The sequence below is a fragment of the Nostoc sp. LEGE 12447 genome, from assembly GCF_015206985.1.
Lineage (GTDB): Bacteria > Cyanobacteriota > Cyanobacteriia > Cyanobacteriales > Nostocaceae > Nostoc.
In genome coordinates, this window is the sequence record NZ_JADEXT010000005.1 from 25,080 (window position 1) to 37,636 (window position 12,557).

Sequence of the window (12,557 nt, forward strand, 5' to 3'; positions counted from 1 at the left end):
GTTTAGAGTTAAAGCATTAAGTAAGAAATATCACAGTTTGCAATAATGTAACTGAGCTTTAACCTTGCTTGTTGAGTGAATCACTAACTTGAGTACCTGTATAATTGGGAACCCAACCTTCGGCGATCGCAAAATAGCGTACTGCTTTGAAATTCAACGATGCAGTTGGACTGCACCAATGCTCAACGTCAGCGGGGATGTAAAGATAGTCTTGTGCCTGAACTAAAAGCTGTACCTGACTGCCATCAGGCCGCACGAAGCCATAGATCATTTCTCCTGCCAACACGTAGAGGGGTTCAGGCGCAGGATGAGTATGGTAACGGCCGTAGGTTGCTATTAGATGGTGAAGATTAAAGGAACCTGGATGCACATTTAGCAAGTCACACCAGATAGCACCATTTTCTTGCTGAAGAAATTCAAAAACGCTGTTATGGAGTTCTACGCAATAACGTTTCTCCGACTCAGTTAAAACGTCTTGGCTTAACAGATTGGGGAAGAGTAGCGATGTTCCTGGATCGTAGTGTCTGAGTTGAATGCCAAAAGGCGCAAGTTCACGAGCTATTTCGCCCAAATCGCTCTCAATTGTACCGTCGTCAAGTAGTAGGTTAGCCATGACAAAAAGACTAATTAACTGTTAAGAAAAGTATACTCTATCTTTGAGCTAAAAAACCACTATTCCCGACTGACAAACCGGGGAATGGGGAATGGGGAATAAATTCTTCCCAATGCCCATTTACAGAATATAATTTATCGCCAGAATGATGTTCATTGGTACCACTAGCATCTAAGCTAGTACGGGTGAACTATATACAGCATAGAATGTCTGACTTAATTCTGTTTTGGCATCGGCGCGATTTACGCATTTCTGACAACACGGGGCTGGCTGCGGCAAAACGGCGGAGTCCGAAGGTGGTGGGCGTGTTTTGCCTCGATCCACATATTCTAGAACGGGATGATGTTGCTCCTGTGAGAGTAACTTATATGATTGGCTGTTTGCAGAAACTCCAAGAGCGATATGCTCAAGTTGGTAGCCAGTTGTTAATACTCCACGCCGATCCTGTACAAGCTATACCAGCTTTAGCAGAGGCAATAAATGCCAAAGCTGTTTTTTGGAATTGGGATGTAGAACCTTATTCACAAGAACGCGATCGCACCGTTATAAATGCTCTCAAAGAAAAAGGTATTGAGTTTCTTGATCAAAACTGGGATCAAATCCTCAATTCCCCAGATGAGATCCGCACCGGTGGTAACAGTCCTTACACAGTTTATACCCCCTTCTGGAAAAATTGGATTACCAAACCAAAAGCGAACCCAGTTGAAACACTACAAAATGTTGAGGGATTAACAGAAGCTGAACAAGAAATTGCAAAACTTGCGGGTTCTTTGACATTACCTTCAGCTAAAGATTTAGGGTTTATTTGGGATGAACAATTAATTATTTCACCAGGAGAGGCGGCGGCACAAGAACGATTAGAAGAATTTACTAATAAAGCTATTACTGAATACCAAGAACAGAGAAATTTCCCCGCAGTTGACGGAACATCACAACTAAGTGCAGCATTGAAATTTGGCGTAATTGGCATTCGCACCGTTTGGCAAGCCACCATCGAAGCACTAGAAAATAGTCGCAGTGAGGAAACAGCAGTTAATATTCGCACATGGCAACAGGAATTAGCCTGGCGGGAGTTTTATCAACATGCAATGTATAACTTCCCGGAATTAGCTGATGGTGCTTTCCGCGACACCTTTAAGAACTTTCCTTGGGAAACTAATGAAGAACATTTCCAAGCTTGGTGTGAAGGAAGAACTGGCTACCCTATTGTGGATGCAGCAATGCGCCAGATGAATGAAAGTGGCTGGATGCACAACCGTTGTCGAATGATTGTTGCGAGTTTCCTCACCAAAGACTTGCTAATTAATCCACAATTGGGAGAAAAATACTTTATGCAGAAGTTGATTGATGGAGATTTGTCTGCTAATAATGGCGGTTGGCAATGGAGTGCTTCTAGCGGTATGGACCCCAAACCTGTGCGAATTTTCAACCCAGCCAGTCAAACACAAAAATTTGATCCAGAAGGGGAATATATTCGGCAATGGGTATCAGAATTAAGGTCTGTAGATACAGAATATTTAGTTACTGGAAAAATTCCACCTTTAGAACGTCATGCTGTTGGCTATCCCGACCCAATTGTGGATCATAAAATACAACAAAACCAGTTTAAACTGCGTTATCAACAACAAAAAAGTATTAGTGGTGGTGAGTAAGATAGTTAGTTGTTAATATTTATTCATAACATCTCTGGCTAATCAACCTTACTTCAAAAACGTTTGTAGTCATGACTGAAGTCCTGATTTTGCTCGCGTAGCGTCTTGGAGAAAGGACTAAAGTCTTTACTACAAACATATCAAATATTTTAACGGGTATCATATTAAGTCTTGATAGGTACACGAGAAATTGTCCATAACACGATCAAAAAGATTAAGTAAATTGCGCCAACCAATCCAAACTCAATCAGAGGAATATAGGTTACTTCGTAAATTCTACCCAAGCCGCGTTCAGTAAGTCCATAAACGACCATTACACTGACTAAAAAAGCTGCGTAGATAGTACGTTTAGTCCAGATACCAACAGGTAGACCGTGGAGTTGGGTAAGTACTAAAATGCCAAAAAAACCAAAGAGAAATGTTGGCCACTTGCTTTGTCCTAGCATCAAAGATACAATTACACTATGTAAAACCACTGTAATTTCTAAAGTGAATGTCCACCAACGGTTGACATGGGCGCGGTTAAATATCAACGACGATTGGAGCAGAAGCAAGAACATATAGAGAAAACCGATTAAGTGCCCTACAGTTGCTTCCATTGGATGATACCAGAAGGTGTAGATAGCGGCAAAGGAGAAAAAGTAGCCGTGGTACAGCTTGATAATTTGCAAAAACTGTTGATGGAATGGAACAGAATTGCCAAAAAACAAACCGCGTCGAGGCGTTTCTAAAATCAGTACGAACACCAGTAACAGTACAACTGCACCTTGAGAAGCCCAAATTGAAGTATCTTGAGCGAGAGCATCATACCAAATGTAGGTCTGGAGGAAGTGTAAAGCGATAAATATACCATTAATGGCAAGCATGAGGTAATTTATCGGGTGCAGGGCTGATTTGTATTTCAACTGCGATCGCTGCGCCCACAATATACACGCCCAGATGCTAAACTGATGCCCAATGTACATACCCCAAGCTGTCGTTCGACTCCAAAAGGTTGGTTGGGGAAGCTTCCAGTAGTACCAGTTTAATCCTTGGTCAGGAAGTTTGATTATGCTTGCAGGAATGCTCCCACCGATCCAAATTGCGTAGGTTAGGAGGATGCTTACAAAGATGCCTAAAAATAATACTCGGCGACCTGTCATATTATTAATTCGTAATTCGTAGTTCGTAATTCGTAGTTCGTAATGTTTAATAACAAGGGGAGAATAACCCTCTCAAAGTCCTCCTTTTTAAGAAGGATTTAGGAGGATGTAGAGTTTTGGATACATCAGTAATAACTTTAGATCCTCTAAGATATAGATGTTAGGCTACACGTTCTTTGTTTGATTCAGATGCACTTTTAGTAACTCGTAAACTAAGAAGCAAAGCTACGATCATTACTAAAAATCCGCTCAAAAAAGGAGAATCACTCCCAAGTTTCATAAAACTAATCCCTGCCCAAATTGGCCCAACGATGCGTGCTAAGGCAGAACAAGAACTGGCAATTCCTAATATTTGTCCTTGCTCTTCTGGGGCAGTCATCTGGGAAATTAGGCTATTCAATATTGGTTGACTAACACTAATTCCCCATGCCACAAGTGTAGTAGCGACCAACAATAAACTTAAGCTTTGTGAGAATCCAATTAGCAGTAATCCTAAACCTAACCCTAATATCCCCAAGGTCAGTAATTTGATTTCACCAAAGTTTTTCTTGAGGAATCCGATTAGTCCTCCTTGAACGATTGTGCTAACAATCCCCATGAAAGCAAAAAGATAACTAGTTTGTTGAGGGCCCCAGTTTAATTGCTGCTTAGACCATAAAGCTAATGTAGAGTCCATAGCTGCAACTGCAAAGGTAACAAAAAAGTAGATACCTACAAGCACACAAAACTGTGGACGCTGTGACAGTTGTAATAAGTTCAGCCGTCGCCGGCGGTGGCGATTAGCTTGCATCTTGGCTTTAGTTTCAGAATTTAGAGATTCAGGAAGTAACATCAAAGCACAAAGCAATGCAAATAAAGATAATCCACCTGAGAACAACGACGGTAAATGAAAGTTAGCGTTGTCTGGATCTGACCCGATGAGAAGACCTCCAATAGCTGGGCCGAGAATGAAGCCAAGACCAAAAGCTGCTCCGATTATGCCCATACCACGGGCTCGATTAGCTGGCGTAGTAATATCTGCGATGTATGCCTGAGCAGTACTAATATTCCCTGCCATAATTCCCGCAAGACTACGAGCAAGAAACAACATCCATAATGAGTTAGCAAAGCCTAAGCCTGTGTATGCTATTACAGAACCGAATAAGGTCAGTAATAAAACCGGACGACGACCGTAGCGATCGCTAAATCTGCCCCATAGTGGTGCAAATAAGAACTGCATTAAAGAATAAATAGCCACAAGTAGAGTGGCTTCATTAGGTTTTGCGCCGAATTGTTCAGCATACAAAGGCAGTATCGGCAGAATAATTCCGAAGCCCAGCAGGTCTATAAATACAGTCAAAAATAAGACCAATATAGGCCTGCTATTATTTTTGCTCTCCATAGTGCAATTCCCTTTTTTAAAAAATATATGTAACTCGGATTGGTTTTATGCACAGCAGGGAATGCTCAATCGTAAAGACCCATTGAATGCAATCAGTAATCAGTTCAAGCAAAATGCGTGTATTTGAGCGTGGTTGAGCGAAATAGCGTGGAATAAACCCATTATGAAAATTAAGCCAGTAATACTACTAATAAAAGCAACTACGATTTCGTGCTTCCGTATAGCTTTTTGTATCTTAGCTTCTATGATGTGTTCGACTTCTTTGTATGACATTGACTTGAATTTGGCTAAAGATCAAAATGTTGCGGAACTTACGTCTGATAGAAGTTGGAGTATGTTTGGAACTTCAAACTTCTTCAATCACGAGCTATTTCGACGCTGTGTGAGCATCAAAATAAGTCGTATTGATCGTGACGTTAACGAGTATTGCTAACATCATTCGTAATTACAATCAGTGCTAGATGATTTCCGTAAAATAAATTACCCGATCGACCTATTGAGCAGGGTAAAGGCATCTAAAGTATAAGAATCCTTTAATAGCAAGGGTTTTGGCTTTTTTTGAGTTAGCCTATTTTTCATCAATATCCTTATACAGCATGAATTTCTGAAATCCCGTGCGATCGCCCTGATCTATTGAGTTAGTTGTGATTCCCTAATGGGAAAATGACTGTTTGATCTGGTAATTTCTTATTCAAAAATCTCCTTAGCTCTGGACTAATGACTGATAGCGACACGAGAAAGCGAGTCCACGTAAGCATTGCTACGGGGATCTTACTACTCAAAGTGCCTCGGAAAGAGTATGTTGGAGACCACCCAATCAGAGATTTTGGTGTGGGCTACTGTACCCTCTTCCAAATTACGAATTAGAATTAATTATTTGGCTAAGTTACGTTGGCGTAGCTTCAAAACAGCACCAGAAACACCAAAAGCTAATATTGCCAAGGTATAAGTCGATTCGGGAACTGCAAGAATACTTACTTGATTAATGGCCAAACCGAATTGGGGAGCAGAACTACTAAAAACTAGTCGTGAGATGTTTGGAGTGTCACTACGAACTCCCAAGAACACTGCCGAATTATCTAATGCTAAGGACGAAATATTTGGAACTGAGAAACTAGCCAACAGGTTATTGGTGCTATCAAAAGCGTTGAGAAAAGTTTCAATTTTCAATTTACTACTGTCTATAGCTATCTGAGCCCCAGCGCCGAAAACAGGCTGGGCAAAACTAATTGTTAAAGGTTCACCGTTACCCTTAGTACCAGGATCAGGAGTACCAGGAGGAAGAGGGATAAAACCTGTAGGATCTATACCTCCAAAGAGAATAAAATCACCTGAAGCGAAGTTACTCCGAATTCCAGGGGAAGGTAAAGTTTGAAAAACAAACGGTGGAGTAACCCGAGAATTATTAGTTGGAGCTATATTTATATCTAACCCTAAACCACCTTGGGATGTTGTTGAGAAAGAATTAGGTAAAAAAACAGAAAAGTCAGGAGCAGAGGGATTGAATACTTTACCCAAACTTCCCCAATTGACTTGATCGTTACCTTCTAAACCTGCACGTTCCGTTACTAAAAATGTAGCTGCATTAACTGGTAATGGGAGAATCGTGACTATACCTGTAATTACGGTTAAATATTTTACAGACAGCTTATTGAATAATTGATTGATTGTAAATTGCACCAAGCTCACTCCTTAATTTTGTAGAATAATATCATTAAAATAGGATAATTCAACACCAAAAATTAAACAGTATGTTTTTCATGGCAAACGCATCGAATTTATAAAACTCTTACTAAATAAGGCTTTTAGCTAGAAAATAGCCTAAACTATCAAACGCTAACCCCCTTGCTGTTAAAGGATTATTATACCTTAGATGCGTTTACCATAGTGTGTTGGGTCGAGAGATTTGAAGCAACTGCCATATTCAATGAATATGTTGCAAAAACTTTTGGTTTTCCAGTATTTTTCGCACCAAATTATTAGTTAAACATCAAAATTTGGCTTTAAAATCTAGCTTCGAATACCTAACTAATAGAAAAGCGTAAAATTTTAAAAGATAACGCCTGTTTTTGCCGTACAGCAATATTTTCAGGTTTCTAGCAGATTGATTTAGGATATAAAGTACTGAATAACCAAATTTTTTGAGGGCTAGCTGGTGAGAGTTGACACAATTCATACTTTTACCAGCCCAACCTCATTCTGTTTTTGCAACATAACTTTTATCCTGGGGTACAGAGACAATTACTCGTGTCTGTACTACTCTCAATTTGTTATGTGTAAACTAATAGTCAGTGCTTCCACAACAAAGGGCAAAAAGCTTTAACTTGTCATGGAGATATAACCCGTAGAACTTTACACTAATTGAATACTCACATTGGATGAGAGATTTTCAATGAAGGCGAATTGATTACCTAAGAAAGACAAGTTACCACTAGAGTTGTCATACGTAAAGTCTCCACTGTTAGTAGTACCAAACCCTGCTTTAGAAACTTGGATTACGTCACTCTGACCAAAGGTGTAATCTTTGATAATGTCAATAGCATCACTTAAGCTATTGAAGATAAACTTATCTGCACCAAAACCACCGGTGAGAATATCGTTACCTTGCTCACCGATGATGGTGTCATTACCGAAGCCACCGGAGATAGTGTCATTACCATCTCTACCTTCTAATCGGTTATTTTGGCTATCGCCAGTAATGCTGTCACTTGCATTTGTACCGATGAGATTATCAAAGTTGAGTACATTAAATGTTATTGTCCCCAGACTAGGAACGTTAAGGGCAGAGATAGTTTGCTCCTGTAAGTTAGCGATGACAGATACACCAGCAACAGATTGAGAGGAATCTATGGTGTTATTAGCAACGCTAGCATCAGCAATAACTGTTTCTACTTTAAAAACTGTGTCTGTTCCAAAGCCGCCAGCTTTGGTGATTTGTCCTACACCTGATAGGGTGATTGCTTTGCCTAGTTTGCTGTAGTCTGCTGTATCTAGACCATCTCCACCATTAATGCTGTCGTTACCCCGACTGCCCTTGAAAGTATCATCGCCTGCACCACCTATCAATGTGTCATTGCCATCTCCACCATCAATCAGGTCGTTGCCATCTCTACCATCAATTAGGTCATTCCCAGCAAGACCAGATAACTGGTTATTTTGGCCGTCGCCCTTAAGGGAGTCATTGTTAATTGTGCCAATGACATTGGCAAAGTTAACTACATTAAATGTTAATGTTCCCAAACCAGGAACATTAAGGGCAGAGATGGTTTGGGCTTCTAAGTCAGCAACAGCAGCGACCCCAGCCAAAGATTGAGATGCATCTATAGTGTTGTTGGCAACACTGGCATCAGCGATTACCCTATCTACTTTAAAGACTGTATCTTTTCCGAAACCGCCAGCTTTAGTAATTGTCCCTACACCTGAGAGGGTAATTTTCTTGCCTAAGCTGCTGTAATCTGCTGTATCAAAGCCATCACCACCATTAATGCTGTCGTCACCTTGACTGCCTCTAAATGTGTCATTGCCGCCATTGCCTGTTAATTTATTATTTTGGCGATCGCCAGCAATGAAGTCATCTCCATTTGTGCCGATTACATCGTCAAAGTTAACTACAGTAAATGGTAATGTCCCTAGACCAGGAACGTTATTAGCTGTCAATGTTTGGCTTTGTAGGTTAACTGTGATTGATACACCAGCTAAAGATGCGGAAGCATCTATAGTGTTATTGGCAACAGTAGAATCAGCAATAATCTTTTCTACATTCAATAGTTGGTCTTGTCCTAATCCACCAGCTTTAGTAACTGTCCCTACACCTGAGAGGGTAATAGTTTGACCTAGTTTGCTGTAGTCTGCGGTATCTGTACCGACTCCACCATCAATATTGTCATTGCCCTGACTACCCTTAAAGGTGTCATTACCATTACCACCAAACAACGTATCACTGCCTTCACCACCATCAATGATGTCATTGCCACCTTTACCATCAATCAGGTCATTACCAGCAAGACCAGATAACTGGTTATTTTGACCATCGCCCTTAAGGGTGTCATCGTTAATTGTGCCGATAACGTTGTCAAAGTTAACTACATTAAATGTTAATGTTCCTAAACCAGGAACGTTAAGAGCAGAGATGGTTTGGGCTTCTAAGTCGGCAACAGCAGCTACTCCAGACAAAGATTGAGAGGCATCTATAGTATTGTTGGCAACACTAGCATCAGCAATAACCTTATCTACTTTCAAGAGTTGGTCTTGGCCCAATCCACCAGCTTTGATAACTGTCCCTACACCTGAGAGGGTAATAGTTTTACCTAATTTGCTGTAGTCTGCTGTATCAAAGCCAGCCCCACCATCAATGTTGTCGTTACCCTGACCACCCTTAAAGGCGTCATCGCCATCTCCACCGAACAATGTATCATTGCCATCTCCACCATCAATCAGGTCATTGCCACCTCTACCATCAATCAGGTCGTTGCCAGCAAGACCAGTTAATTGGTTATTTTGGCTGTCGCCTTTAAGGGTGTCATCGTTATTTGTGCCGATAACGTTGTCAAAGTTGACTACATTAAATGTCAATGTTCCCAAACCAGGAACGTTAAGAGCAGAGATGGTTTGGGCTTCTAAGTCAGCAACAGCAGCTACCCCAGTCAAAGATTGAGAGGCATCTATAGTGTTGTTGGCAACAGTTGCATCTGCAATTACCCTATCTACTTTAAAGACTGTATCTGTTCCAAAACCCCCAGCTTTGGTAATTGTTCCTACACCTGAGAGGGTAATTTTTGTGCCTAAGTTGCTGTAGTCTGCGGTATCAAAGCCATCACCACCATCAATGCTGTCGTCACCTCGACTGCCCTTGAATGTATCATTGCCGCCATTACCAGCCAAAGTATCGTTGCCTTCTCCACCATCAATGATGTCATTTCCAAGGTCCCCGGAGATGTTGTCATTGCCTGCACGACCAGAAATCTGATCGTCACCACTAGTACCCACCAAAAAGTCATTGTTAGGAGTACCAACAATAATGGACATAATGTATAACCTTTATAGTTTTGCAGATCAAATTTATTTGATCGTTGTAATACTCGCATAATACAATGATCGCAATTATAAATTTCTGATGAAATAAGCCTAAATATAATTAATCCTGTTTTATATCTCTGGCGAAATAAAAATACTGCTCACTCTGAAATTATTATGACCTCTTTAAGGCTCTCAAAAATGCCTGCACAAAAGTGTCGCAATTTTTGAAAACCAACTATATACAAAACTTATTATCGGTACAACATGATCATGATATATGTAACAAAAATAGGCTGTTCCAGGATATCCTTATAAGAGCGAATAAGCCTTCTTTAGCGGCAAGCAATGCTGTGCCCCTATGAAAAATGTCGTCTTTCAAGTTCTCTATATTTGGTATATCTTGCCAATGAGTAATTCTTAAAATACGTTTTTTAATCAAGATATATTGCACATTGTGCTTAATCTATTTTTTAAAATTGATTTAGGATTGATATAGCTGTTAGTTATTATCAAAAAACTGTTGTAATAAATTTTCTAGATTTTAATAATAAGTGATTATTTGGACTTGATATTACCTCTTGTAATAGAAAGCAGAGTGGGGGAGATAAGGAGGATGAGGGAGATCAAGATAATAACTCCCAACTCCCTATTCTATTTTTCAATTACTAGTAGTTCGCCAAGTGAACTTGGCGGGGTAAAGGGTAAAGGGGAAGGTGGGGGCCCCACGAAGTGGGGATAAGGGGCAGGGGGAAAGGTTTCAAATCCCTTACCCCTTACCCCTTCCCCTTTCCCCAGCCATCACGCAGCATTTTTGGGTTGGCAGACTACTAGAATCATTGGATCTGTTATCATCAGTATTTTGTTTGATAATTACTGATGAATGTTGATGAGCGTTTGTCGTACCCCTACGGGGAAGCAAGCTACAAGTAGCGTCTCCGACTCAGAGCAAACGCATCTAATTTTCGGTCACGATTCCTCAAATAAGCGATCGCCCTGATGTAAACGTTCCGCAATTTGATAAGTTTGCCCTTGAGATCGCATTGTCGGAGAATGAGCGGCTAAATACCGAGATGCAGCCACTAGTATATGAATTCCAGCCGAAGTTTGACCGAGGAAAGAATACTGACGAAAAGCGGCTTCTATTTCTTGAATGACATGAAAATCACGGTTTTCTCGTAGCATCAATTTTCCCAGTCTTGCCATCAGTTTTTCAGCACTACCACCACTGTATAAATAGTTAGCAACTAATTGCCCTGTCTGGTTTACTTGCTGCTGACGGTTTAATAAATCTGGTAGCTGCTGGAGTAATTGTTCGGGATTTTCCACAGTGTCTTTAGGTTCTGGCAGGCGTGCTGGTGGGACATTCAAAAAACGATTTAAATACACACTCATCGCTGCATCAAACACACCTCTTAGCACTTCGACTGTTGGTACTCTTCGTAAAGTTTGATGTACGGCATTTACAAACGTAAATGGATGGTGGGCTGAATTCCAATCTCCAAAGTCATTATTGGTGTGGAAGCGAGCTACTCGTAATGCTGCTGCATAAGTAACTACACCAGCTAATTGTTCTTCAGTACAACCTGCTTCCAGTGCATTCAACAGCGAGTCTGCGATCGCTTGTGGGTCTTCACCTAATAAAATTGGTATTAGTTCATCTGGTTGTGACCAACTTCCTTGTCGAGATTTGCCCACACTTAATGCAGTCGGTAATTGCTCAAAAGCCGACTCTAACATTGCCACCAAATCTACAGGGTAGCGCCAAGAATTGGATTCTTCCATGCGGGAGGCATTGGCTAAACCCGAAACTAGGCTAGCTAGAATTGATTCTGCTGCTTGCCAAGCTATAGCATCAAGTGCTTCTAATGCTTTATTGATAAAATCAAGCGTATGCCCAACATCAAGATAGCGACGATCCGTAGCAGCACAGAACAGCATATCTGCTATTTGCTTTGAATTAGCTCCTGAACGAATAGCAGAGACTAAACATCTTTGTGCCGCTTCAGCATCCCGCACCTGAATAAATTGGCGAAACCAGTTTTTGAGAGTCGCAAAATCTACTTTAGAGTTGGGTAATGGGTGAACGACAAACTCTGGTGGCGCACCTGCACTATCATTTGCTACTGCTGACAGTCCGTGGAATAAAGCACGGGGTTTGTCTTCTACATCGAGATAAGGTAGTAGATTCATCATGCAGGTATGGATAGTCAAACCTGTACTCCAACCTGCTTTGTTATAACGAGTGCCAAATTCTAGCCCCATGAGAAATGGTTCTACCGGATTCACCCCTATATCTAACAGTGCAAGCGTTGATTTCGCAATCACTAAAGAAATATTCTGCTCTAAACCGTCTTGCAGGCGTTGGCGGTGGTGGCTATGAGGGTTAACTAGTGGCGCTAAATTTACCCAAACTTCACCATCACGGATTTCTACTGGGAAACAAGGAACATCATCTGCCCACGAGTCAAACGTTCCACCGCTAGCAAGATCAAAACGGGCGTAATGCCAAGGACAGGTAACAATACCATCTTTGCAAGTGCTTCCTTGTAAGGGAAAGCCCATGTGAGGACAACGGTTATCAATTGCATAAACTGTATTGTTTGAATAAAACAAAGCAATGGTATGCTTTTCCTTGTGGACTAATAAACTGCCTGCTGCCTGAACTTCTGCAAGTTGAGCAACACGGATATAATCGTCTGTTTTCGTTGCACCTTCAAATATTTGAGTCATTTAATTGCACATAGGTAAATGTC

Annotated in this window: 7 protein-coding genes; 1 reads left to right on the forward strand and 6 read right to left on the reverse strand. The window is 40.9% G+C overall.

Going from position 1 to position 12,557, the window contains the following annotated elements:
* Positions 1–58 precede the first annotated feature (58 nt).
* Positions 59–613 (reverse strand): 1,2-dihydroxy-3-keto-5-methylthiopentene dioxygenase, encoded by a 555-nt coding sequence (locus IQ274_RS08475; RefSeq protein ID WP_194141980.1) that lies wholly within the window; start codon positions 611–613, stop codon positions 59–61.
* A 206-nt stretch (positions 614–819) separates the two neighbouring features.
* On the opposite strand from IQ274_RS08475, the gene IQ274_RS08480 reads away from it, so the two are divergent.
* Positions 820–2,265 (forward strand): deoxyribodipyrimidine photo-lyase, 8-HDF type, encoded by a 1,446-nt coding sequence (locus IQ274_RS08480; protein WP_194141981.1) that lies wholly within the window; start codon positions 820–822, stop codon positions 2,263–2,265.
* Positions 2,266–2,429: 164 nt separating this feature from the next.
* Here IQ274_RS08480 and IQ274_RS08485 read toward each other — a convergent pair whose 3' ends face one another.
* The 5 genes from IQ274_RS08485 to IQ274_RS08505 all read right to left on the reverse strand — a co-directional run bounded on the left by IQ274_RS08485 (position 2,430) and on the right by IQ274_RS08505 (position 12,534).
* Positions 2,430–3,407, reverse strand: coding sequence for a hypothetical protein (locus IQ274_RS08485; protein WP_163937334.1), 978 nt, complete (start codon positions 3,405–3,407; stop codon positions 2,430–2,432).
* Between the two features lie 160 nt (positions 3,408–3,567).
* Positions 3,568–4,788, reverse strand: coding sequence for an MFS transporter (locus IQ274_RS08490; RefSeq protein ID WP_228058104.1), 1,221 nt, complete (start codon positions 4,786–4,788; stop codon positions 3,568–3,570).
* Positions 4,789–5,661: 873 nt separating this feature from the next.
* Positions 5,662–6,468 (reverse strand): hypothetical protein, encoded by an 807-nt coding sequence (locus IQ274_RS08495; protein WP_194141983.1) that lies wholly within the window; start codon positions 6,466–6,468, stop codon positions 5,662–5,664.
* A gap of 672 nt (positions 6,469–7,140) precedes the next feature.
* The gene (locus IQ274_RS08500) at positions 7,141–9,813 is read right to left on the reverse strand and encodes a beta strand repeat-containing protein (protein WP_194141984.1); all 2,673 of its coding nucleotides are present in this window, start codon (positions 9,811–9,813) and stop codon (positions 7,141–7,143) included.
* Positions 9,814–10,770: 957 nt separating this feature from the next.
* Positions 10,771–12,534 carry a Rieske (2Fe-2S) protein gene (locus IQ274_RS08505; RefSeq protein WP_194141985.1) on the reverse strand — a complete coding sequence of 588 codons (1,764 nt, stop codon included), beginning with the start codon at positions 12,532–12,534 and terminating at the stop codon, positions 10,771–10,773.
* Positions 12,535–12,557 lie beyond the last annotated feature (23 nt).

Bases quoted from the DNA above. Each gene is read 5' to 3' on its own strand.
- IQ274_RS08475 (WP_194141980.1), bottom strand. From the start codon at position 613: ATGGCTAACCTACTACTTGACGACGGTACAATTGAGAGCGATTTGGGC.
- IQ274_RS08480 (WP_194141981.1), top strand. From the start codon at position 820: ATGTCTGACTTAATTCTGTTTTGGCATCGGCGCGATTTACGCATTTCT.
- IQ274_RS08485 (WP_163937334.1), bottom strand. From the start codon at position 3,407: ATGACAGGTCGCCGAGTATTATTTTTAGGCATCTTTGTAAGCATCCTC.
- IQ274_RS08490 (WP_228058104.1), bottom strand. From the start codon at position 4,788: ATGGAGAGCAAAAATAATAGCAGGCCTATATTGGTCTTATTTTTGACT.
- IQ274_RS08500 (WP_194141984.1), bottom strand. From the start codon at position 9,813: ATGTCCATTATTGTTGGTACTCCTAACAATGACTTTTTGGTGGGTACT.
- IQ274_RS08505 (WP_194141985.1), bottom strand. From the start codon at position 12,534: ATGACTCAAATATTTGAAGGTGCAACGAAAACAGACGATTATATCCGT.